Annotated in this window: 21 protein-coding genes and 1 riboswitch; of the genes, 12 read left to right on the top strand and 9 right to left on the bottom strand. The window is 64.9% G+C overall.

Features of this window, described 5'->3' with window-relative positions:
* Positions 1-79: 79 nt before the first annotated feature.
* The 3 genes from OGR47_RS01055 to OGR47_RS01045 all read left to right on the top strand — a co-directional run bounded on the left by OGR47_RS01055 (position 80) and on the right by OGR47_RS01045 (position 3,792).
* A complete protein-coding gene (locus tag OGR47_RS01055; RefSeq protein ID WP_165054921.1) occupies positions 80-1,936 on the top strand; it encodes a cation:proton antiporter in 1,857 nt (618 codons plus the stop codon).
* A gap of 104 nt (positions 1,937-2,040) precedes the next feature.
* Positions 2,041-2,679 (top strand): LexA family transcriptional regulator, encoded by a 639-nt coding sequence (locus OGR47_RS01050; RefSeq protein WP_165054922.1) that lies wholly within the window; start codon positions 2,041-2,043, stop codon positions 2,677-2,679.
* A gap of 60 nt (positions 2,680-2,739) precedes the next feature.
* Positions 2,740-3,792 (top strand): cytochrome-c peroxidase, encoded by a 1,053-nt coding sequence (locus OGR47_RS01045; protein WP_165054923.1) that lies wholly within the window; start codon positions 2,740-2,742, stop codon positions 3,790-3,792.
* An 82-nt stretch (positions 3,793-3,874) separates the two neighbouring features.
* Here OGR47_RS01045 and OGR47_RS01040 read toward each other — a convergent pair whose 3' ends face one another.
* Positions 3,875-4,402 (bottom strand): DUF992 domain-containing protein, encoded by a 528-nt coding sequence (locus OGR47_RS01040; protein WP_165054924.1) that lies wholly within the window; start codon positions 4,400-4,402, stop codon positions 3,875-3,877.
* Between the two features lie 381 nt (positions 4,403-4,783).
* Here OGR47_RS01040 and hdeA point away from each other — a divergent pair, with 381 nt between their 5' ends.
* Positions 4,784-5,110, top strand: a complete 327-nt coding sequence (hdeA, locus tag OGR47_RS01035; RefSeq protein ID WP_165054925.1) for an acid-activated periplasmic chaperone HdeA — start codon at positions 4,784-4,786, stop codon at positions 5,108-5,110.
* A 226-nt stretch (positions 5,111-5,336) separates the two neighbouring features.
* Here the strand turns inward: hdeA and OGR47_RS01030 are convergent, their stop codons facing one another.
* Positions 5,337-7,379, bottom strand: coding sequence for a hypothetical protein (locus OGR47_RS01030; protein WP_165054926.1), 2,043 nt, complete (start codon positions 7,377-7,379; stop codon positions 5,337-5,339).
* 170 nt (positions 7,380-7,549) lie between these two features.
* Positions 7,550-7,637, top strand: a riboswitch (glycine riboswitch).
* Positions 7,638-7,804: 167 nt separating this feature from the next.
* On the opposite strand from OGR47_RS01030, the gene gcvT reads away from it, so the two are divergent.
* Genes gcvT through gcvPB form a run of 4 tightly spaced genes read left to right on the top strand, consistent with a single transcriptional unit; the run spans position 7,805 to position 12,205 of the window.
* Positions 7,805-8,932 carry a glycine cleavage system aminomethyltransferase GcvT gene (gene gcvT, locus OGR47_RS01025; RefSeq protein WP_165054928.1) on the top strand — a complete coding sequence of 376 codons (1,128 nt, stop codon included), beginning with the start codon at positions 7,805-7,807 and terminating at the stop codon, positions 8,930-8,932.
* 5 nt (positions 8,933-8,937) lie between these two features.
* The gene (gene gcvH / locus OGR47_RS01020) at positions 8,938-9,312 is read left to right on the top strand and encodes a glycine cleavage system protein GcvH (RefSeq protein ID WP_165054929.1); all 375 of its coding nucleotides are present in this window, start codon (positions 8,938-8,940) and stop codon (positions 9,310-9,312) included.
* 18 nt (positions 9,313-9,330) lie between these two features.
* Positions 9,331-10,671 carry an aminomethyl-transferring glycine dehydrogenase subunit GcvPA gene (gcvPA, locus tag OGR47_RS01015; protein WP_165054931.1) on the top strand — a complete coding sequence of 447 codons (1,341 nt, stop codon included), beginning with the start codon at positions 9,331-9,333 and terminating at the stop codon, positions 10,669-10,671.
* Between the two features lies 1 nt (position 10,672).
* On the top strand, positions 10,673-12,205 hold the full coding sequence (gcvPB, locus tag OGR47_RS01010; RefSeq protein WP_165054932.1) for an aminomethyl-transferring glycine dehydrogenase subunit GcvPB: 1,533 nt from the start codon (positions 10,673-10,675) through the stop codon (positions 12,203-12,205).
* Positions 12,206-12,286: 81 nt separating this feature from the next.
* Here gcvPB and mutL read toward each other — a convergent pair whose 3' ends face one another.
* From mutL to OGR47_RS00990, 4 genes are all read right to left on the bottom strand, one after another.
* Complete coding sequence (mutL, locus tag OGR47_RS01005) at positions 12,287-14,074, bottom strand: DNA mismatch repair endonuclease MutL (protein WP_165054933.1); 1,788 nt, start codon at positions 14,072-14,074, stop codon at positions 12,287-12,289.
* 2 nt (positions 14,075-14,076) lie between these two features.
* Positions 14,077-14,655, bottom strand: coding sequence for a cob(I)yrinic acid a,c-diamide adenosyltransferase (locus OGR47_RS01000; RefSeq protein WP_165054934.1), 579 nt, complete (start codon positions 14,653-14,655; stop codon positions 14,077-14,079).
* Between the two features lie 4 nt (positions 14,656-14,659).
* Entirely contained in the window at positions 14,660-14,848 is a 189-nt protein-coding gene (locus tag OGR47_RS00995; protein ID WP_371824406.1) for a twin transmembrane helix small protein, read from the bottom strand.
* Between the two features lie 303 nt (positions 14,849-15,151).
* Positions 15,152-17,614, bottom strand: a complete 2,463-nt coding sequence (locus OGR47_RS00990; protein WP_165054936.1) for a TIGR02302 family protein — start codon at positions 17,612-17,614, stop codon at positions 15,152-15,154.
* Between the two features lie 131 nt (positions 17,615-17,745).
* Here OGR47_RS00990 and OGR47_RS00985 point away from each other — a divergent pair, with 131 nt between their 5' ends.
* A complete protein-coding gene (locus tag OGR47_RS00985) occupies positions 17,746-18,249 on the top strand; it encodes a hypothetical protein (RefSeq protein WP_165054937.1) in 504 nt (167 codons plus the stop codon).
* A 7-nt stretch (positions 18,250-18,256) separates the two neighbouring features.
* Here the strand turns inward: OGR47_RS00985 and OGR47_RS00980 are convergent, their stop codons facing one another.
* Entirely contained in the window at positions 18,257-18,484 is a 228-nt protein-coding gene (locus OGR47_RS00980) for a hypothetical protein (RefSeq protein ID WP_165054938.1), read from the bottom strand.
* Positions 18,485-18,658: 174 nt separating this feature from the next.
* On the opposite strand from OGR47_RS00980, the gene OGR47_RS00975 reads away from it, so the two are divergent.
* The 3 genes from OGR47_RS00975 (at position 18,659) to OGR47_RS00965 (ending at position 20,451) form a co-directional block, all read left to right on the top strand.
* Positions 18,659-19,018 carry a hypothetical protein gene (locus OGR47_RS00975; RefSeq protein ID WP_165054940.1) on the top strand — a complete coding sequence of 120 codons (360 nt, stop codon included), beginning with the start codon at positions 18,659-18,661 and terminating at the stop codon, positions 19,016-19,018.
* Positions 19,019-19,158: 140 nt separating this feature from the next.
* Positions 19,159-19,530: a hypothetical protein gene (locus OGR47_RS00970; protein ID WP_165054942.1), complete on the top strand. Its 372-nt coding sequence runs from the start codon at positions 19,159-19,161 to the stop codon at positions 19,528-19,530.
* Between the two features lie 255 nt (positions 19,531-19,785).
* Complete coding sequence (locus OGR47_RS00965; RefSeq protein WP_165054943.1) at positions 19,786-20,451, top strand: hypothetical protein; 666 nt, start codon at positions 19,786-19,788, stop codon at positions 20,449-20,451.
* A 118-nt stretch (positions 20,452-20,569) separates the two neighbouring features.
* Here the strand turns inward: OGR47_RS00965 and OGR47_RS00960 are convergent, their stop codons facing one another.
* Both OGR47_RS00960 and OGR47_RS00955 read right to left on the bottom strand, forming a co-directional pair.
* Positions 20,570-21,469 carry a dimethylarginine dimethylaminohydrolase family protein gene (locus OGR47_RS00960; protein ID WP_306792343.1) on the bottom strand — a complete coding sequence of 300 codons (900 nt, stop codon included), beginning with the start codon at positions 21,467-21,469 and terminating at the stop codon, positions 20,570-20,572.
* A gap of 25 nt (positions 21,470-21,494) precedes the next feature.
* Complete coding sequence (locus OGR47_RS00955; protein WP_165054974.1) at positions 21,495-22,565, bottom strand: ornithine cyclodeaminase; 1,071 nt, start codon at positions 22,563-22,565, stop codon at positions 21,495-21,497.
* Positions 22,566-22,697 lie beyond the last annotated feature (132 nt).

The raw sequence follows: 22,697 nt of genomic DNA, 5'->3' as shown, positions 1-22,697 counted from the left end.
TTTTGGCTTCGTCCGTCTCGCCAAATGCGCCGTCGCCTTTACATTCGCTTCATCGAATCAGCGGGCATGGGGAGGCCTCGTGGGCGAGAATCCATTACATCTCGAATCCTATCGCGAGGCGCTCGTCTTTCTGGCAACGGCGGGCGTGGTCGTGCCTTTGTTCCATCGCCTGCGGGTCAGCCCGGTGCTGGGTTTTCTCCTCGCCGGCGCGGCGCTCGGGCCGCACGGGCTCGGCAGCCTCGCCGAGCGCTACGCCTGGCTAACCTACTTCACCATCGCCGATGTCGAGGGCGTGGGCCGGCTCGCGGAATTCGGGCTCGTTTTCCTGCTCTTCATGATCGGTCTGGAACTCTCCTGGGAGCGCCTCGCGCGCATGCGTCGCCTCGTTTTCGGCCTGGGGCTCGCGCAGGTCGCAGTTTGCGCGACGGTTCTGGCGCTGGTCGGGCGCTATTGGTTCGGCGTCGACGCCGCGCCCTCGATCCTGATGGGCGTCGCCCTCGCCATGTCGTCGACGGCGGTGGTGATGCCGGTGCTCTCCGAAGGTCGGCGCGTGAACAAATCGCCGGGGCGCGTCGCTTTCTCGGTGCTGCTGCTGCAGGATTTGATGGTGGCGCCGGCGTTGTTCTTCGTCACCGTCCTGGCCGAGGCCAAAAATGGCTTCAACGCGCTTCAGGCCGTCTACACCCTCCTGCCTGCCTTCGTCGCGCTCGCCGGCCTCATCGTTTTCGGCCGGCTGCTGCTGCGGCCGCTGTTCCGTCTCGTCGCCGCGGCGCAATTGGCGGAGCTTTTCGTCGCCGCCTGCCTGCTGGTGATCGTTGGCGAAGCGCTGGTGACGGCGGCGGCCGGCCTCTCCATGGGCCTCGGCGCCTTCATCGCCGGCCTGCTGCTCGCGGAGACGGAGTTCCGTCGCGAGATCGAGGTGACGATCGAGCCTTTCAAAGGCTTGCTGCTCGGCCTCTTCTTCGTCTCCGTGGGCGCGGAGCTCGACATTGGCGCGGTCGTCGCCGATCCCGCGCCGACGATCATCCATACGCTGGGGCTCATCGCGGTGAAGGCGGCGATCATCTTCTCGCTCGCGCTGTTGTTCCGGATCGACTGGCGGACCTCGACCGAAGCGGCCTTGTTGCTCGCGCCTGGCGGCGAATTTGCCTTCGCGCTTCTCACCGCCGCCATGCTCGCCGGCGTCCTGCCGGGCCACAACGGCGCCGAGACCATGGTCGTGGTGACGCTGAGCATCTTCTTCATCCCCTTCCTGGGGCGCCTCGGCGCGCGGCTCTCGCAATCCGCCGAGCGCGCAAGCAATAAAACGAAATTCGCGCATCTCGAGCCGGAGAACCCCGTCGCCGAAGGCCGCGTTCTGATCGTGGGCTATGGGCGCGTCGGCAGCCTGGTCGGCGACATGCTGTCGCGCCACGATGTGCCTTTTGTCGCCGTGGAGAATCTCGTCTCCATCGTCACCGAAGCGCGCCAGAAGGGCGTCGAGATTTATTGGGGCAACGCCGCGCGCAAGGACTTCCTGATCCGCTGCGGCCTTGAGCAGGCGCGCGCCCTCGTCGTGACCATCGAGAACCCGACGGCGGTCGAGGAGATCGTCCGCATCGCTGGCGAGATCAGGACCGATTTGATCATCGTGGCCCGCGCCCGCGACGCGCGCCACGCCACGACCCTCTATGCGCTCGGCGCCAGCGACGCCATCCCCGAGACGATCGAGGCGAGCTTGCAGCTCGCCGAGACGGTGCTCGTCGATGTCGGCGTCCCCATGGGCTATGTTATTGCCTCGATCCATGAGAAGCGTGACGATTACCGCAAAATCCTCCAGCCCACGGGGGAAGAGGCCCGCGCGCGCCAGACGGAGAGGCGCAACAAGATCAAGCGCGAGCAGGCGCGTCGCCGTATCGCCGGCCGACCGGTGAAGGAAGCAGGCGAGGATGCGTAGACTTTCAAAGCCCCGTTCTTCCTGACAATTTTCCTATTTGCCGCGCGGATAGACAAGGATATATTCCTATTGCAGGAACAATCCCCTCCCAACTCGGTCGCGCCATGACGGACATTCTCTCCCACGCCCAGATCTGGGCGGCCCTAGACGCGCTCGGCAAGCGCTATGGGCTCACGCCCTCCGGCCTCGCGCGCAAGGCGGGGCTCGATCCGACGACCTTCAACCGCTCCAAGCGCGAGACGCCGAGCGGGCGCCAGCGTTGGCCCTCGACCGAATCGATCGCCAAGGTTCTGCAGGCGACGGGCGCAAGCCTCGACGACTTCATGGCGCTGGTCTCCGCGAGCGGCGAGACGCGGCGCCAGACCCACCCGCTGATCGGCATGGCGCAAGCCGGCGAGGGCGGCTTTTTCGATGACTCAGGGTTCGCGGTCGGCGCGGGCTGGGACGAGATCGACATTCTCGCCGACGCCGACGAGCACTCCTATGCGCTCGAGATTTCCGGCGACTCGATGGCCCCGCTCTATCGCGAGGGCGACATCGTCCTCGTCTCTCCCGCTGCGCCTATTCGCCGCGGCGATCGCGTGGTGGTGAAGACGACCGCCGGGGAGATCATGGCCAAGGAGCTCAAACGCCAGACGACGCGCTCGATCGAATTGCGTTCGATCAATCCGGCCTATCCCGACCGCATCGTGCCGCGCGAGGAGGTGAGCTGGATGGCGCGGATTTTATGGGCGAGCCAATAAGGCGCGCGCAAAGAGCTGTGCTATAGAGCGATTTCCTCTTCCAAGGAGATGGGCTCGAACATGCGTCATTCCCTCATCGCCTCGATCTTTGCTTTTCTGTCGCTCGGCGCCGGCGCCGTCCATGCCGAGGACGCGTTGCGCGATCAGGCAAAGGGCCTGTTCGAGCCAATCCCCAAAGCCGCGCCGGCGCTCCCAGGCAATCCGGCGACGCCCGAGAAGCTCGCGCTCGGCAAGATGCTCTATTTCGAGCCGCGCCTGTCCGGGCGCCGCGACATGTCCTGCGCCACCTGCCATAACCTCACTATGAGCGGCGTCGACGCGATCGCGAGCAGCCAGCTTGCCGGGCGCGACGTGCTGACGGTGCTCAACGCCGTCTTCAACAAATCGCAGTATTGGGACGGCCGCACGGCCGATCTTCAAGATCAGGTCGTCAATTCAGTCATGGCCAATCCCAAGGCTGTGCTGAAGACGCGCGGCGGGCCGATGGCGATCAATCCGGTCGAACTCGCCGCCACCAAGCAGCTCGAAATCGATCAGCTCAAGGCCGTGCCTTCCTATGTGGAGGCCTTCAAGACCGCCTTCCCCGGCGAGGCGGACCCGCTCGTCTATGATAATATCGGCAAAGCGATCGCCGTCTTCGAGGCGACGCTGATCACCCCCGATTCGGCCTTCGATCGCTGGCTGACCGGAGACGACGCGGCGCTCGACGACACGCAGAAGGCCGGCCTCAAGCTCTTCATCGACAAGGGCTGCGCGGCTTGCCACAATGGCGTGAATATCGGCGGCGCGAGCTACGCCAAATTCGGCGTTGTCGCCAATCCGGGCCCCGAATATTTGCCCTCCGAGGACGCCGGCCGCTACGCCGTGACCAAAAACAACGCGGACCGTTATGTCTTCAAGGTCCCGTCGCTGCGCAACGTCGAAATGACCCCGCCCTATTTCCATACGGGCTCGACCTTCGATTTGAAGAAGGCGGTGACGGTGATGGCGGAGACGCAGCTCGGCGCGAAGCTGTCTGACGACGAGGCGACGAAAGTCGTGGCTTTTCTGAAGACGCTGACCGGGAAACAGCCCGAAATCGTTCTGCCGGTCCTGCCGCCGCGCGACCGCTGAGAGCAGAAAGCGCGTGATGCCCTGAAAAAGATACAGCTCGCATGTTTCCATGCGAGCTGCCCTGCTGCTTTCAGATGCTGATTTAGTGAGCCTTTTTCAGCTTCAGCAGATGGAACGGCGGCGGCGGCGTCACCGGCATATATTGCAGATTGAGATTGCCGACGCCGGCCGAGACATTCAGCCCCGTATCGGCGGAAACCGAAATCGGCTGCAAGGAAATGGAATTGCTGGAGCCGCCGACCAGGACGGCGCCGCCGACCCCGGCCCCGACCGCCACTGATCCTTGCGCGCCCGCGTAATCGCCGGCCAGCTCGCCCGGACCGACCTTATTGGTCGCCGTCACCACTTCCCACACCATTTGACCAGGGCCGCTGATCCCAATATTCGCGCCCACATTGGTGAGCCGGCCGACATAATGCTGCGGCGGCGCAGACTGGCCTTTATAGACGCAGTCGACCGCCTGGTTTTCGACCAGGATCATTCCGACCCCGCCCGACAGATGACATTGCAGCGTGCCGACGGTCGCCGTCTGCGCGAGCGCGGCGACCGGGGCAAGTGCCAGGCCGCAAAAAGCCAGGCCGGCGAGCGACAGTTTTTTCGATAAAATCATTGGGGGCCTCATTGAGGGAAAGCTGGGGTGGGATGAACGGCCCAGCTTGGCGATGAAAGTTATCACGGCCGAGACATTGTTCAACTTCAGCTCCCGCGTCTTCGATGTCGCGGTTAGGAGGACGTAAACAATGAATCTCGTCCGGCGTGTCGTATCGGGATTGCGCCTTACGAAACCAGCGGTTCGACCGAATAATTGAACAGAACGTGTTCTTTGCGCGTCAACGAGACGTTAACTCAGTCCCGATCCTGCACTCGCGCAGCGCTCCAACCGACTGCCTGCCGGATTGTCGCCAGCCTCAGCTTATGCTCCGATATGCAAGGAGACCAACCTCGGCAACTCCCGGCGCATTTTTCTTTTAACTTGATCCCGGAGCGTTTCATGAAGTTACGTTATTTCGTTCTCGCTTCCTGCGTCCTCGCCGCCCAGGCGGCGGTCGCCGACACGAAAAAGCCGGTCTCTAAATGGGCCTGCGAGGAGTTTCTCTCTGTCCAGGACGAATTCCAGCCCAAGGTCGTCTATTGGGCGACGGCCAAGGCCAAGAACGGCAAGCCCGACTCCATTGTCGACATCGAGGGGACGGAAAAAGTCGTTCCGATCGTCATCGACAACTGCAAGAAAACGCCGAGCGAATCATTCGTGACAAAGCTGCGCAACGCTTGGCGCTCCGTCGAATCGGAAGCAAAAAAACTCAAGGACAAATTATAACGGGCCTGCATTCCGCCACGGCGAGAAAGCATGTCGCCGTCATTGCGAGCGAAGCGAAGCAATCCAGAGCCGCGGTCGCCGCCCTGGTTTGCTTCGTCGCTTACGCTCCTCGCAATGACGGCCGCGGTCTGTGCCGAGGGAGCGGCGTGCTCCTGCAAACATTCGCGCCAGAAGCAAGCGAACTGAGCTTCAACAATCATCAAACGGCCGGGTCGGCCGCGAGCGCTTACCCGCCGAACAACCGCCGCAAGAAGCCCTTGGGCTTGTCGGGCGGAGGCGGCGTCGCGGCGAGCGTTGACGGCGGCGGCGCGGCGGCCGCGGCGCTCATGCCGACGGCGACGCGCGTCTGCTCCGCCTCGCGCGCCACATCGGCGCGCGCCACGAGCGACGCAAGCGCGGGCGCCGAGGTCGCGGAAATCCAACGGCCGGCGCGGCGGGCGACGAGATATTCCGCAAGCGCCGAGGCGCTCTCCATGTCTCGGCTTTTCTCGAAATGGGCGACGGCGCCTTCGACCGCCGTCATATCCGCGAGGCGCCGAGCGGCAAGAGACGCAGCGCGCCGCACGGCGGCGTCCGGCGACAAGCCGATGCGCGCGGCGCGCAAGGCGGACATATCCTCTTCCTGCAACAGAGCGACGAGCGCAGCGACTTGCGATCCGACGTCGAGGCCAGGGGGCGTCATTCCCTCTGCGCCGCAGGCAGCCGCATAGCGCGCGGCGAGCGACGCCCCGCCGCGCGAATCCGCCATGACGCGCGCGCCTTGCGCCAGCGGGCCTCCGCGCATGAGCGCCGCCGCAACCGCCGGATCGACGCCATAGGCGCCATAAGCGCCCATCTCTTGCAGCGCAGCGCGCGCCGGCGGCGGCGATTGCGTCGCGAGCGTCACGAAGCTCGCCATTTGCACAGGCTCGAACACGTCCCACAGCCCGGCCGCCGAGAATCGCCCTGAAAAGCCCGCGCGCGCCAGCCCCTCGTTGAACCCGGCGACGAGCTTCTCGCGCCGGCTTTTCAACCCGGCCGCGCGCTCGGCAAAGGCGCGGGCGGCGGCGCTCGTATTCGTGCGGGCGGCAAACTGGGCCGCGCGCCGCGTCAGCTCTTCGACGAGCGGATCGTCCTCGCCGAGACGCCGGGGAACGAGCCCATCGGCCTCGAAACGAAAGAGCCGCACGACGAGCGGGCCGCCGGGATCGACCGGCGCAATGGCGAGATCGCCCTGCCGCGCGGCCGGCGCCACGAGCCCCAAATCGTCACCAAGCGCCGCCCCATAGAAATCGATTTCGATCGTTTCGCCTGATCCCGCGCCATTTTTCTCGACGCTGCGGCGCACTGCAACGCCATCGGCTTCTGGCGAATCGGGATCGAGCAAAAGATTGAGGAGGTTGGCGACGACGATCGCCTCATTCCCCTCCGCCGCATCCGGCCATTCGCACGCGTCGCCCGTCGCCTCGCGAATATCGTCGAAGGTCAGCGGGTCAATGACCGGCTCGCCGGCCTGCTTTTGCTCATGCATCCAGCCACGCAGGCGACGGCGTTGGTTGAGGACGAGAGCGACGCTGGCGCCGCCGAGCATTGTCGCACTCTCCTCGAGAGAATCGGGAATGCGCAGCCGCAGCATGGCGCGCGGCGCGCCATTCTCGCGCAGCCAATGCTGCATGATGGCGAAAGGCGCCTCGCGAGTGTCGGCGGAAGCCTCCATATCGAGCCCGCGCGCCTCCAGCAGCAGCCGGCTCTGATAGGCAGGGAAAATACGGCGCGCCGGCGCGAGTCTCGCCACGAGGGCGCCGTTGGCGCTCTGCTCGAAAGCCCGGCGCTGGCCGAAGGCCCAGATGAGGCGCGGGCCGGCCGAGGCCGTCTGCTCGCGCGCCAGCCGCTCCATATCTCCGCGCGCGGAAAGCGGGACGAGCCGGAATGTAGCCGCTTCTGCGCCGCCGCCCTCGGGCAACAGCGTCATCAGCAGGCGATAATCGGCCTCCGGCGGCTGATCGCGCTCCGAACCTAGAAGAAGCGTCAGCTCCCCACCGTCGGACGCAAGCAGACGAACGAAACGATGTTCGAGCGGAATGTCGACGATCACGACCCCAGCGCGCCAACGCGCCGCGTCGATCACATCGACGAGCGTCGGCTCCATCTCGAAGCCAGGGTCGCGCGCCGAAACGAGGGTCAGCGCGGGACGGGGGCCGAGCGGAGGCGCGCGCTCGGCGCCCTCGAAGCAACCAATGACAAGCCGTCGCCGACCGTCCCAGAAATAGTCCAACTGCTCACGCCACATTCGCCACAGCGCCCGGTTGAAGCCAAGAAGAAAGCATGACGCCGCGGGCCATGCGCGGAAAAGGCGGCCAAAGAATAGCCGCGCTGCCCCCCGACTCGCAAATACGATCAAAAATGTCGCGCGCCGCCGCCTTGACGCATTGCGGAATCGAGCACATCTTTCTGCCCGTAACCTCTTTCGCGGGAGAGACCGGCTCGCGCCGGCGCCGAAGGCGAAACCGCCCCGGAAACGTTCAGGCAAAAGGACCGCGTAGAGGACAGACTCTGGAAAGCGACGCGGCGCTCGAAAGGCGCTTCGTCCACCGAAGGGCGTAACTCGCTGAGCTTAACGCAAGCGGGGAAATCTCTCAGGTCACCGGACAGAGGGGGCGCGTCGCGAGCCTGATTCCGCCCGCAGCGCAAACGCCCAAAGCCGGAGAGTCTCTCGTGACCGCCCAGCCCAACCACGATGGCGCCCCGCTGGCGCATTTGCCGCTCGACGCCTTGCATCGCAGCTTGGGGGCGCGCATGGCGCCCTTCGCTGGCTATGACATGCCCTTGCAATATGCCTCGGGCATCGTCTCCGAGACGCTACACACGCGCCAGAAGGCGGGAGTGTTCGACGTGTCGCATATGGGCCAGGCGATCCTTGCCGGCGCCGGCGCCGCGCGCGCCCTGGAAAGCCTTACGCCGGGAGACCTCGTGGGGCTCGCGCCGGGGCGCATGCGCTACACCCAGCTTTTGAACGAAAAAGGCGGTGTTTTCGATGATTTGATGGTGACGCGCCTGCCGGGCGTCGAAGAGCGGCTGCTCATTGTCGTCAACGCGTCACGAAAGTTGGATGATTTCGCGCTCATTCGCGAGCGCCTGCCGCAATTCGACTTCATCCCGTTGAACCGCGCGCTGATCGCCCTGCAAGGGCCGCGCGCGGCTGCCGTCCTCGGCGCCCTCCTCCCCGGCGCCGAGGACCTCCCCTTCATGAGCTGGCGCGCTTTCGAAGAGAGCGTGTCGAGCTTCTTCGTCTCGCGCTCGGGCTATACGGGCGAAGACGGTTTCGAGATTTCCATGCGCGCCGACCGCGCCGAGCTCTTCGTGAAGGCGCTCCTGGAAAATGAGGACGTGGCGCCGGCGGGTCTCGGCGCGCGCGACGCGCTGCGGTTAGAGGCCGGATTGCCGCTCTACGGGCATGATCTCGACGAGACGACCGACCCCGTGGAAGCTGGCCTCGCCTGGTCGATCGGCAAAAGGCGGCGCGTCGAAGGCGGCTTCCCCGGCTTCGAGCGCATCGACGCAGCTTTGCGCAATGGACCGCCGCGCCTGCGCGTTGGACTCCTGCCGCAGACCAAAGCGCCTGTGCGCGAGGGGGCCATTCTCGTTTCGCAAAGCGGCGAAGTCGCCGGCCATGTCACATCCGGCGGATTTTCGCCAACGCTGCAGCGGCCGATCGCTATGGGCTATGTCGCGCGCGAATATGCGACGCCCGGCGTTTCGCTCGCCACCGAATTGCGTGGCAACCGAATCAGCCTCGACGTGGCGCGTTTGCCTTTCGTGGCGCATCGCTACTTCAAAGCCTGAGGGGAATGAGCATGCTGCGTTTCACAAAGGACCATGAATATCTTCGGCTCGACGGCGACGTCGCGACCGTCGGCATTTCCGACTATGCGCAAGTGCAGCTCGGCGACATCGTTTTCGTCGATCTGCCCAAGATCGGAAAGAAAGTCACCAAGGGTTCGGAGCTTGCGGTCGTCGAAAGCGTGAAGGCTGCGAGCGAAGTCTATGCGCCGGTTTCCGGCGAGGTCGTCGAAGTCAACGCCGAGCTGGGCGAAAAGCCCGCGCTCGTCAACGACGATCCCCTCGCTGGCGGTTGGCTCGTGAAGATACGCGTGGAGAACGCGGGCGAGGTTGAAACGCTGATGGACGAAGCCGCTTACGCCGGCTTCGTGAAGACCTTGTAGCGCCGGAAGGAACATGAGATGCGCTATCTCCCGCTGTCCGACGCCGACCGGAAGACCATGCTGGCGACGATCGGCGTAGATAGAATAGAAGACCTTTACGCGGACGCCCCCGCCTCGACGCTGCTGAAAGAGCCCCTCGATCTGCCGCGCCACAAATCGGAGTTCGAGGTCGAGCGCATCTTTTCACGGCTGTCCGCGCGCAATACGGCCGCGGGGCGCGTTCCTTTCTTTATCGGCGCCGGCGCTTATCGGCATCATGTGCCGGCGAGCGTCGATCATCTGATCCAGCGCTCTGAGTTTCTCACGAGCTACACGCCCTATCAGCCGGAGATTTCGCAGGGCACGCTGCAAACGCTCTTCGAGTTCCAGACACAGGTCGCTCTTCTCACGGGCATGGATGTGGCGAACGCCTCCATGTATGACGGCTCGACGGCGACGGCGGAAGCCGTGCTGATGGCGCATCGGCTGACGAAGCGCCGCAAGGCGCTGGTCTCGGGCGGGCTCCATCCGCATTACGCCGAGGTCGTGCAAACCATCTCGCGCCTTGCCGAAGACGAAACGATCGTGATGACGCCCGACGTATTGGGCGATGAAGACATCGTCGCGAAGATCGACGAAACTGTTTCCTGCGTCGTCGTGCAGACGCCCGATTTCTTCGGCAATCTACGCGACCTCACGACGATCGCGGAAGCCTGCCATCGCCACGGCGCCCTGCTCGTCGCGGTCTTTACCGAAGCCGTGTCGCTCGGCCTTTTGACGCCGCCCGGCGCCATGGGCGCCGACATCGTCGTGGGCGAAGGCCAATCGATCGGCAATGCGCTCAATTTCGGCGGCCCCTATGTCGGGCTCTTCGCCACGCGGCACGATTATGTGCGGCAAATGCCGGGGCGTCTCGCGGGCGAAAGCGTCGACGCCGATGGGCGGCGCTCTTTCGTGCTCACGCTCTCGACGCGCGAGCAGCATATTCGCCGCGACAAGGCGACGTCGAACATCTGCACCAATTCGGGGCTCTGCGCGCTCGCCTTCACCATTCATCTGACGCTGCTCGGCGAAGCAGGCCTTACGCGTCTCGCGAAGCTCAATCACGCCAACGCCGTCGCGCTTGCAGAAATGTTGGAGCGCGTCCCCAACGTCGATGTGCTCAACAATAGCTTCTTCAACGAATTCACGTTGCGCGTGAAGGGCGATGCAGCGACCCTCGTCGAGAGGATGGCGGCAAAGGGCGTGCTCGCAGGCGTGCCCGTCTCGCGGCTGCTGCCGAAAGCTGGCCTCGACGATCTGCTGCTGGTCGCCAGCTCCGAAACCAGTACGCAGGAAGATCGCGCGGCTTTTGTCACCGCTCTGGAAGGGTCTCTTTGAGATGCTCGACCGCCCCGCTCATATCGACGACGAAACGCCCGAAACCTTCACCGGCAATCGCGCGCTCGACCACGAAGAACCTCTGCTCTTCGAAATCGGCCGCACGGACGCGACCGGCGTCGACGTCGAGGAGCCGCCTCAATTTGCCGCGCGCCTCGGCGGGTTGGAGCGAAAGGATCGGATCGGCCTGCCCGGCCTCAGCGAGCCGGAGGCGATGCGCCATTATGTGCGCCTGTCGCGCAAGAACTATTCGATTGACGCCGGCCTTTATCCGCTCGGCTCCTGCACCATGAAGCATAATCCGCGCGCCAACGAGAAGCTCGCGCGGCTAGAGGGCTTCGCCGATCTTCATCCGCTGCAGCCCATGTCCTCCGTGCAGGGGGCGCTGGAGCTAATGGAGACGCTCGCGCATTGGCTGTTGACGCTCACCAATATGCAGGCCATCGCGCTCTCTCCGAAGGCGGGGGCGCATGGCGAACTGTGCGGCATGATGGCGATCAAATCCGCGGTTGCGGCGCGCGGCGAAGGCGCCACGCGCAATGTGGTTCTCATCCCGCAATCGGCGCATGGCACCAATCCGGCGACGGCGGCGCTGCTCGGCTTTTCCGTGCGCGTCGTGCCGGGGGCCGATGATGGAACGGTTCGCGCAGCGGCCGTGCAAGAAGCGCTCGGCCCCGACGTTGCGGCGCTCATGCTGACGAACCCCAACACTTGCGGTCTCTTCGAGCGCGAGATCGTGGAGATCGCGGAAGCCGTCCACGAGGCGGGCGCTTATTTCTACTGCGACGGCGCAAACTTCAACGCCATCGCAGGCGTGGCGCGGCCGGGCGATTTCGGCGTCGACGCCATGCATATCAATCTGCACAAGACCTTCTCAACGCCGCATGGCGGCGGCGGTCCTGGCGCTGGTCCGGTCGTGCTGTCGGAAAGGCTGGCGCCCTTCGCGCCCGTGCCGTTCCTTCGCCGTAACGGCGAAACGCTTGCGCTCGTTGAACATGCGGAAGGGACACAGAGCTTCGGCCGCATGACGGCTTTTCATGGTCAGATGGGCATGTTCGTGCGCGCGCTCGCCTATCTCCTGGCGCATGGCGGCGATGGCGTGGCGCAGGCCTCCAAAGACGCGGTGCTGTCGGCGAATTATGTGCGAGCATCATTGCGCGACGTGATGACCCAGCCTTTCGGCGACCGCCTTTGCATGCATGAAGTCCTGTTCGACGACGCCTGGCTGAAAGGAACCGGCGTCTCGACGCTCGATTTCGCCAAGGCGATGATCGATGAAGGCTACCATCCGATGACGATTTATTTCCCGCTCGTCGCGCATGGGGCCATGCTGATCGAGCCGACGGAATCGGAGTCGAAGGCCTCTCTCGATCTCTTCATCGCGACGCTGCGCGATTTGGCGAAGCGTGCGAAAGAAGGCGACGCCAAGCGCTTCACCCAGGCCCCGCGCTTCGCGCCGCGCCGGCGCGTAGACGAGACATTGGCGGCGCGCAAGCCCGTGCTGAGGTGGTGCGCAGAGTCTCCGTCACTGTGAGGAGCGTAGAGCGACGCAATCCAGAGCAGCTACTGCGGCCCTGGATTGCTTCGCTGCGCTCGCAATGACGGCGATTGATGCTTACCTCCGTCCAAAAAGCTTCTCTATGTCGGAGAGCTTCAGCTCCACATAGGTGGGCCTTCCGTGATTACATTGCGCCGCGCCCGGCGTCGTCTCCATCTCGCGTAGCAGCGCGTTCATCTCGGCGGCGCTCAGGCGCCGGCCCGCGCGCACTGAATGATGGCAGGCGCAGGTTGCGAGCACATGGTCGAGACGCCGGGAAAGGCCGCGCGCGTCGCCGTCTTCGGCCAGAAGATCGGCGATGTCTTCGACAAGCCGCTTGTGATTCACCTCGCCGAGAATGGCGGGCGCCTCGCGCACCATTACGGCGCCGGGTCCGAAAGGTTCGAGCACAAGGCCCAGAGCGGCGAGTTCCTCGAAGGCGCCGGCGAGCGCATTCATGCGCGCCTCGTCGAGATCGACGACGACGGGAATAAGCAGCATCTGCCGCGCGACGCCCGTCTCCGCACGCTGGTTTTTGAGCTTCTCATAGACGAGCCGCTCATGTGCCGCATGCTGGTCGACGATGACGAGCCCGTCGCGCGTTTGCGCAATGATATATGTTTCATGCAGCTGCGCGCGCGCGGCGCCGAGCGGCGCGTCGTCGAGCGTCTCTGTCGGCGCCTCATGCACGCGGGCCATTGGCGCGCCGGTTTCGAAGGTCGCTTGCGGCGCTTCGGCGAAACCGCTCGGCGCATAGGGAGAGTCGGCCACGCGCCAATTCGCGGGCGGCGGCGCGCGATAGGGCGGCGGCTCGCTCGGGCCGTTGTAGCGCGCGAGCATGTCGATCGCCGTGCGGGCGTTGGTGTTGGCGCTGCGATGGCTTTTCTCGGCAAGCGCCTGTTTCAGCGCGCCCACCACGAGGCCGCGCACCAGGCCGGGATCGGCGAAACGCACTTCCGCCTTGGCGGGATGCACGTTCACATCGACGATGCGCGGATCGCAGTCGATGAAAAGCGCCGCGACCGGATGGCGGTCATGCGCGAGAAAGTCGAGATAGGCGGCGCGAATGGCCCCGGCGAAGAGCTTGTCGCGCACGGGCCGCCCATTGATATAGACATATTGCGCCTGCGCATTGCCGCGATTGTAGGTGGGGAGACTCGCGAGCCCCGTCAGCCGCACGGCTTCGCGCGCGGCTTCGATCTCGAAGGCGTTGGCGCGAAACTCTTCGCCCAGCACCTGCGCGATGCGGCGGGCGATATCCTCTCCGCACGCAGGATAATCGAAGAGCGCGCCGCTGTCGGCGGAGAGCGCGAAGCGCACCTCGGGATGCGCCATGGCGAGGCGCTTGACCACATCGACGACGGCCGCCGTCTCCGTGCGGTCGGTTTTCAGGAATTTCAGCCGCGCCGGCGTCGCGGCGAAGAGCGCGCGGGCTTCGATCCGCGTGCCGCGCGGCCAGCTCGAGGCGATAAGCCCGCGCTTCTCGCCCGCCTCCACGCGAATGGTGAAACCATGCGACGCCTCTTTGGCGCGCGTATCTATCGTGAGGTCGGCGACGGCCGCGATGGAGGGCAACGCCTCGCCGCGAAAGCCGAGAGTCGCGATATGGGTGAGGTCGCCGTCCGGAATTTTCGAGGTGGCGTGGCGCTCGATGGCGAGCGCGAGATCATGTTCATCCATGCCGCTGCCGTCGTCGATGACGCGAATGAGCTTGCGGCCGCCGTCTTCGATTGCGACGTCGATACGCGTCGCGCCAGCGTCGAGCGCGTTCTCGACCAATTCCTTCACGGCGGAGGCCGGCCGCTCGACAACTTCGCCGGCGGCGATGCGATCGACGAGGATGGGATCGAGACGACGGACGGCCATGGCTACCGCGTCGCGCCCGGCTTCCACAACACGTCGCCCTTTTCGCGATTGGCGGAACGCGAGGCGACGAACAGGAAGTCGGAGAGACGATTCACATAAGCAAGCGCAGTGGCCGAAAGCTCCTCGCCTTCCGTCTGCATCAGCGTCACCATCACGCGCTCGGCGCGGCGGCAAATGGTGCGCGCGAGGTGCAGATGCGCGGCGACGGGCGTCCCGGCTGGCAGCACGAAGGAGCGCAGCGGCGCGAGATCGGCGTTGAGCGCGTCGATCTCTTTCTCCAGTCGCTCCACCTGCGAGGGAAGGATGACGAGCCGCATCGACGGATCGATCGGCTTTGCGGGATCGTGCGGGGTGGCAAGCTCGGCGCCGAGATCGAAGAGATCGTTCTGAATGCGCTCCAGCATGGCGTCGAGCGCGGCGTCGGCAACCGCAAGACGCGCCACGCCGATGGCGGCGTTGGTCTCGTCGATCGCGCCATAGGCCTCGACGCGGATGTCGTCCTTGCGACAGCGGGCGCCGGTGGCGAGCGAAGTGGCGCCCTTGTCGCCGCCCCGCGTGTAAATCCTGTCGAGCTTGACCACTTTATCAGTGTCCCCGGAAATAGAGCGCCGCCAGCGCAATGGCGAGCGCGAGGAATTGCAGGCCGACGCGCCAGCGCATCAGCGTCTGCGAGCGCTGGGGCGCGCCCGCGCCGCCGCGAAACATATTGATGAAGCCGGCGAGGAGCACCGCGAAAACCGCCGCAGCGGCGACGAAGACCAGAGTATTGGACAAGGCGATCAACTCCCGGGCAGGTTAATCCGCAGCAAGTAGAGAAGCGTTCACGCGAGGGCAAGCGTTCTAGAGGCAACCGGGCGCGCCGCGTCATTAGCTCCATACCTCCCCTTTACGGGGAGGTCGGCAGCCAAAGGCCGCCGGGTGGGTTCACGCCGCAACGGTAGTGATGGGGGCTTTACCCCACCCGACCCCGCCATAGCCCGTCTTTTAAGACGGGCGTCTTAAAAGACGCCCTATCGCGGGGCCACTCTCCCCGTAAAGGAGGGATGGGCTCATGCCCAGCTATGTCGATCGGCAGTTTCATCGCCGCAGCAGCCGTTGCAGATAGTCCAGCTCCTCGGTCGGGCGCTCGGGTTGGCCGAGGCGGCGGCGCAGCTCCTCCTGCACGCGATGAGCGCGTTGCGCCGGCGGCAGGCCGAGCGGATCATATTTCTCATGCGACGCGCGCTGGCCGCCCGAGGAGCGCCCCAGCGGATCGCGCCCCTGGCCAAAGCGCCCGCGCGCCTTGCCATGGCCCTTGCCGCTCTGGCCCTCTTCGCCTTCCTCGCCCTCTTGGCCGTCGCCGCGCATTTGCTCGGCGAGCTTGTCGGCGCCCTTGCGCAAAGACTCCACTGCGCGGCCCTGAGCGTCGACGGCCTTGCCGCGTCCCTCGCCGCCGGGCTTCAACGCCTCTTCGGCTTCCTTCATCGACTTGCGGGCGTCGTCGAGAGCCTCGCCAGCTTCGCCCGCCTCGCCCTTCATTGCGTCCTGCTGACGCTCGAGTTTGTCGCGCAGGCCCTGCTGGCGCTGGCGCTCCGGGGCGGCGTCGTCGCCCGCCTGCGGTTGGCCCTTCTTGCCCCCGCGCTGTTGCGGCTTGCGGGCGTCGTCGTCGGAAGGGTTCTTCATCCCCTGGAAGGTGTCGTCGCGAAGCCGCTGCTCCTCGCGCGTGAGCTGGTCGATCTCGGAGAGCGCCTGCTGCATTTCGCGACGTTTCTTCTCGCGGGCGGCGTTCTGGGCGCCGCTGGCGTCGCCCGTCTGGGCGTTTTCCATGATGTCCTGCAATTCGTCGAGGAGCCGTTGCGCCTCGGCCATATCCCCGGACTTCATCGCCTTTTCGATGTCGTCGAGCATGGCCTGCAGATCACTGGGCGTGACGCTGTCCGGGTCGCTCGCGCTTTCGCTCTGCTGCTGCGGCGGCTGTGCGCGTGCGCCGAGCTGCTCGAGGAATTTATCGAGCGCGGCGCGCAAATCCTGCGTGCGTTTGGCGATCTCCTCGTCATTGGCGCCCCGCGCCAGGGCGTCGCGCAGCGCCTGTTCGGCCGCGCGCAGATCACGCTCGGCTTGCGGCGTATTGCCGTCTTCGAGACTGAGCGCCATGGCCCAGAGCATGTCGGCGACGCCGCGCAATTCATTGTCGCCGCCATTACCCTCCAGGCTGCGGCGCGCCGCCCGCAGGCCGAGATGGACGGCCGACGGCGTGTCGAAAATCTCCGGCGCGAGCGACAGCGCCTCGAGCGCCGCGCGCACATTGGAGCGTTGATCGGGATCGAGCGCCAGAATGCGCCGCTGCTCGACGAGCGCCTTGGCGAGCGGCTTGGTAAAGCGGCGCTGCGGCAAGGTCACGTCGATCGGATCGGAAGCGCCTTCATTGCCGGCGGCGTCCTTCGCGACAAGACGCATGGTCATCCGGGCTCCGGCGTAGGGGCTGTCCGCGAGATCGAGCGTGGCGCGGCCATCGCCCAGTCCGCCGGCGCCCGCCGGCAGCTCCAGCGGCAGGCGCGGCGGCTCGTAAAGCGCGCGGCCGGCCGCCGACTTGCTGAACACGGCCTCGGCGCTCACGACGCCGTAATCGTCCTCGGCGCGGTAGGAGAGCGTCATCGTGCCGCGCGCATTGTTACGCGGCTTGCCCACAAGCTCGATCGTGGGGACGAGGTCGGGAATGGCGGTGATCGCGAAGCTGCGGCCATCGGAAAAATCGATCCGCGCGTCCCCGGCGAGAGCGAAGCCCCGCTCCTTCTTCTCCGCGGATTCGATTGGCGCCAGCGCGCCTTCGACGGAGACGCTGGCCTCGGCCGGCCGCAGCCGCAGCGTCGAATTCACGGGCGCCTGAACCGCGCCGCTTTCCTGGGCGAACACAATGGGCGGGCGTCCCGTATAAGCCGGCGGATCGAACCAGGCGTCGATGCGCTGCGCGGGCTGGAGCAGATGAATGGCGCGCCAGTCGAAGGCGGCGGCGAGACGGACGCGCTTTTCATCCCCTGCGACGAAGGCGGCGGCGATGGCGGCGACGAGCGCCAAAGCGCGCAGCGCGTAAGGATCGCGTTCAGGCAGGCGCGGGCGCGGGGGCGCCACGGGCGTCTGCGCCAACGCCATCTCCAGCCGCTTGCGATGTAGCGTCCAGAGGGCGGCCGTGGCGGGATCGGCGTTTAGCGCCGCGAGCGTGTCGTCGAGCGAGGCGGCGGGCTTCAGCGAACCATCCGCGGCGGCGTCCAGGCGCGCGGCGGCGGCCCTACGCTTCGGCAGGCCGCGGGCTATTTCGCGCGCCGCGAGGTAGAGCGCCAGAAAGCCGAAGAGCGCCACGCCGAGCATACGCGCTTCGACTGGAACCGCGCGCCAAAAGCCGAGCCAGGACAGCGCCACAAAAAACAATGCCAGCGTCACAAGCGCAGCGCCGAGCCTCAGCAGCCGCTCGGCCAGGATCGCCGTCGCCGAACGGCGCAGCGCATATTCCAACGGGCCCGCGCTCTCCAGCCGGCCGTTTTCGTTCTTCGAGGAAAGGTCCATTCGCGCTCCGGCGAGACGACGTCCCGGTAGAGATGGCGGTCTGCCGCCGACTATACAATCCATGCGGCCCGAAGGCTAAGCAGAAGAAGGAAGAATTCGCCTTTTGCGGGGCGGCGCGGCTAACATGCGGCATGAAAACAAAAAACGCCCCGAAAGACGTTATATCCGAGCCTTCGGCCGATCTCACCGCTCTGCCCGCCCCGGTGCGCGCGATCCGGGACAAGATCCTGGCCGCGCTGGAGAAGAACGACGTCGAGGCTCTGCGGATTCCCATAGACTGGAACGAGGTTCGGCCGCTCTTTGCAAAAAGCGGAACCTTCAGGGCGGGAACGGACCCGATCGAAATTCTTAAAGTCCTATCCTTCGATAAAAAGGGGAGCGAGACGATTGCCGTCGCGCGGGCGGTTTTCGCGCAGCCTTATGTGAGGATCGTGCGCGGTCCGGTGACGCTTTATGAGTGGCCCGCCTTTGCGCGCCGGCCGACGCCGCCCGCCGATGAGGACGAGGCCTGCGCGCGCTGGGCCTGCGTGCGCTTCGCCGACCTCCCCCGCTCCAACGCCGAGGGCAGGCCGCGTCCGACGCGCATCGCCATCGCGGCGGATGGCGTGTGGCATTATTTCTGGAGCGAGGATTAAAAAGCGCTCATATCTCCCGCTCTTGCTCATGCGGCTTGGCGTGCGCGCGGCCTTTCTCTTCGGCGCGTTTCAGCTCCTCGGCCTCTTCGGTTTCGAGCGCATGTTCGGCGTCTTTCGCGGCGCGCTCGACCTTGCCGCTCTCGACGAATTTCCGCTGCGCCTCATTATATTGCCTGGCGGCCGTGCGGTTGCCTTCGCCTTCGTTGCGCGGCGTCGTTTCGCTCTGTTTGGTCATTGCCGTCTCCTTGCGAGAGAACAATGAGCTAGCGCCTGCGACGCCAACGGAAATAGCCGCCCTTCGAGATGACGAGGTCAAATCCTGTTCAAAACCTAACGGAACAACAAAACCGGGTTCGCGTTGCAGGGAGTGGCGTTGGGGCTTTGGCGGACAAGGACCCAGGAGATGGCGATGAGGAACCTAAGTAAGACGCTCACTACGGCGCTCGCGGCTACAATGCTGGTCGGCGCGCTTTCCGTCGCGACGCCGGCCGACGCGGCCTGGGGCCGTTGGGGCGGCGGCTGGGGCCATGCCGGCTGGGGCCGCGGATGGGGCGGCGGCTGGGGTCGCGGTTGGGGTGGCGGCTGGGGATATGGCGGCGGCTTGGGCGCCGGCCTGCTCGGCGGCCTGGCGCTTGGGACGATCGCCGGCGCAGCGACCTCTCCCTATTACGGCGGCTACTATGGCTATGGCGGCTATCCCTACGGTTATTCCGCCGCTCCCTATTATCCGTCCACTTACGGCTACGGCGGCGGCTGCACCTGCTGGTGACGCCAAAGCGCGTTCCGCAAAAGTTGAATGCTTTTGCGAATAAGAACCCGCTTCAGATTTTAGCCGCCCGGTCTATGATCGCAGCCGGGCACGCAAAGAATTGCAACCGCGCAACGGCGCGGTTGCAGTCAGGAAAGTCTATGTTGAACGATCGGCAAAAGCGTTACGCTGGTTTTTCGCTTCTCCCGCCGCTTCTCTTGCCGCTCTCGGCTTGGCCCGCTGTCGCAGGCTCGGTCGCTTCGCCAAATTGGATGGTTCCCAACAAGGACGTCGCGCTGCATTGCGCCCCGTTGCCCTATCAGGTCCATTGCTCGATCTCGCGTCTGGCCAACCCCGAATATAGCTCCCACTGCTTCTACGTCGGCGCAGATGGAAGCTCCTATCCGATGAAGCGCGACTATCGCTTCGGCTTCTACAACGGCATCGTGAGCATCAAGATACACGACGGGCTGCGCATCACCGGCCAACTGACCGAGGAGAGGACCGGCCGGCGCGCCGTCTGTTCCGAATAGGCCCTAGTGGTCGAAATCTGAAAGGGTACGCTCACGACTTTTCCGAAGCCGCAAAGCTGGCGCTCGCCATACCAAACGCATTCGAAGAAAACCGCGACTTCTTTTCCCATCCCCCGCGCGACAGTATCCGTTGGCCACTTCGCGCTTGAGGGCTTCGCGGGCGATGCGAGACGTTGCTCACACGTAGCCGTTTCAGTTTGGTCTCCCCGCTCTATATACGAATCTAAGAATACAGAGTGAAAAAGAGACCTCGCCATGAACCTTAGTCTCAGTCGCGAGTCTGCGGCGTTGGTCCTCGACCTCTTAAGTCGGGCTGAAACGCCGCCGGGTGACGAGAAAAAGGAGGCGCTCTGCGACATGATTAGAGCTGCCCTAGACACGCCGCAACAACCCGCTCTCGAAGCGGCTAAGGAAGAGGCGCGCACTAGCCTGGCGCAAGCGATTGAAAATCTCGCGCAGACGCAAAGTGCGTTTGCGGAGTCTCTCGCGCATGGCAGCGAGAGCAGCCAGCGGGCGGCCTCGGCGGCGATCGGCGCCGAGGAAACCAGGTTACAAGGTTCGCAGGCGGCGTATGACGCCGCTGCGGGAAAGGCGCTGGAGGCAACGGCTGAAGACGCCGAGAGAAATCGCCGGGCCGCCTATGCTAAGTCTGAGAAAGCCCATGGCGAAGCGCTTGCCGCGCTGCGGGCCTTTGAGCCCCTGGCCCACGAGATGTCAAAGCTTTTCAGGATCCTTTCCTTTCACGCCGATCTCGCGCTAGCGGATACCGAAGCAGCCGACAAGGCGAGGATCAGCCCTCACGCGGCAAACGCAGCCGATTACCTCCAGAAAGCTCTTCAGAAGCAGAAATTGGGTCATTCCGAAGCCGTGACCAAACACGTTCTTGCGGCCTTGCACGAACTGGAGTTGGCGCATGTCTAGAGGTAATAGATCGGTCGAGAGTGGCCCGTCCCTAGTCAGGGACTGAGGCCCCCGCGCCTACGCAATTCTTCATCCGTTAATCGTGAGCGACATCGGGGATTGGTCCAACCGCAACCTCTTAGGCGGTTCCACCTCGCGTGGGATTTCGACCACTAGACTGCACTTCGAGCGTGAGGCATTTCGCGCCGCCCCCGGATTTCAGGAATTCCGATAGTGGCGTCACGACCGGTTGAAAGCCTGCCGCCGCAAGACGCCCCTGGAGAGAAGGCGAGCAGGCGTTCATGAAGACCTTGCCGCTCGCCTCGACGGCGTTGCAGGCGAAGCCCATAGCGTCGGCCTCGTCGACTTCGAGCCGCCGTTGCACCGGAACCCGCGCCGCAATCTCCGCGCGCGAGGCCTCGTCGAAGGCCGCCGGATAATACATCAGCCATCCGCCAGAGAGCGGACACAGGCAGGTGTCGAGGTGATAGAAGCGGGGATCGACGAGCTTCAATCCGACGGCCTCGCGGTCGAAGATGTCGGCCAAATGCTCGGCCGCCCGCGCATGCGAGCGCCAGCCATGCCCGCACCAGATCAACGGCTGCGCACGGTCGGGCAAAGCGTCGCCGGCGCCCTCGAAAGCGACGTCCTCCGGCCAGGGCGCGATCGTGAAGCCGCGCGCTTCGAACCAGTCGCGGAATAGATCTTCCTCGGGCCGACGCTCCTTGGCGTGGAAGCGCGCCACCGCAACCGTATCGCCGATCGCCAGTCCGGCGTTCGCCGTGAACACCATATCGGGCAAGCCCTCGGCGGGCGCGACGAAATCGAGAGAGACATTGGCCCCGAGATGACGGCGTAAGTTTTCCCACTGCTCGCGCGCGCGCGTGAGATCGGCGCGGCCGACCTGGTTCTCCATCCAAGGGTTGATGACGTAATCGACGCCGAAATGATCGGGCGCGCACATGAGGATGCGCGCGCCTGGCTGCGCGGCGCGACGATGCGGCTCGGCCATGGTTTCGGCTTTGAGATGGACGTTCACGTCGAGAGGACTCCTGGAGAGAGGGTTAGTCGGAGAGTTTCATCGGCTCGGGAAGCGCGTCGCCGCGCTCCTGCGCCGCTTCAAGAGGGTGCAACAGGGAGAAGAGATTTTTTGGATTCGTCGGCGCGGCCGTCAGCTCCAAGCAGGCGCCGATTCCCGTTTCACGCGCGAGGTCGCCCAACAGCCGCAGCGCCGAAAAATCCTCGACCGCGAAACCCACGCTGTCGAATATGGTGATGGCGTCTTCGGACGCCCTGCCCGGCTTGCGGCCGGCGAGAACCTCATGCAGCTCGACGGCCGGATGATCGGCGGGGAGCTGCTGGAGCTCGCCCTCGAGCCGCGTCTGGGGGGCATATTCGACATAGATATCCGATCGCAGGAGCAGCCCGCGCGACAGTTCCGTCTTGCCCGGGCAGTCGCCGCCGACGGCGTTGATATGTGTTCCCGGCGCGATCATGTCCTGCGACAGGATCGTGGCGCGCTTCTTATCCGCCGTGATCGTCGTGACGATATCCGCGCCCAGCGCGGCCGACCGCGCGTCGAGGCACCGCGTTACTTCGAGCTCAAACCCCGCGATGTTGGATTCGAATTTGTCGACGGCCTCTTCGTCGACGTCGAAAATGCGCAGCCGGTCGATCCCGTGGATCTCGTGGAAAGCCCAGGCCTGGAATTCCGATTGTGCGCCGAGCCCGATGAGCGCCATCGTGCGGCTTTCCGGCCGCGCCAGATGGCGCGCCGCCAGAACAGAGGTCGCGGCCGTGCGAAAGGCGGTGGCGAGCGTCATATCCGACATGAAGACCGGATAGCCCGTCGCGACGTCAGCCAACGCCCCGAAGGCGACGACAGTCTGCAGGCAAAGCTGGGTGTTGCCCGGATGGCCGTTGACGAATTTGAAGGCGAAAACCTCGCCGTCGCTCACCGGCATCAGCTCAATGACGCCGCCGGGCGAATGGCTGGCGAAGCGCGCGCATTTGTCGAAACGATCCCAGCGCAGGAAATCGTCGCGAAGACCCTCGACCAGACGCTCCCAAAAACGGCGCGCGCCGACGCGGCGAACGATTTTGGCCACGTCTGAGGCGTTCAGAAAAGTGACCATACGCAAGCCTCCAACATCCTTGGCGTGCGCCTGATGTTAAAGACGGCGGACGTCGATAAAAATCACAAACATATGCATAATTTCGTAGATTATTGAGCAAATTGACATAAGCTAGCCCCAATTCGACAGGGG

This window comes from Methylocystis sp. MJC1 (assembly GCF_026427715.1).
In the GTDB taxonomy this organism is placed as follows: Bacteria; Pseudomonadota; Alphaproteobacteria; order Rhizobiales; family Beijerinckiaceae; genus Methylocystis.
This window is presented reverse-complemented; position numbering and strand designations above follow the sequence as displayed.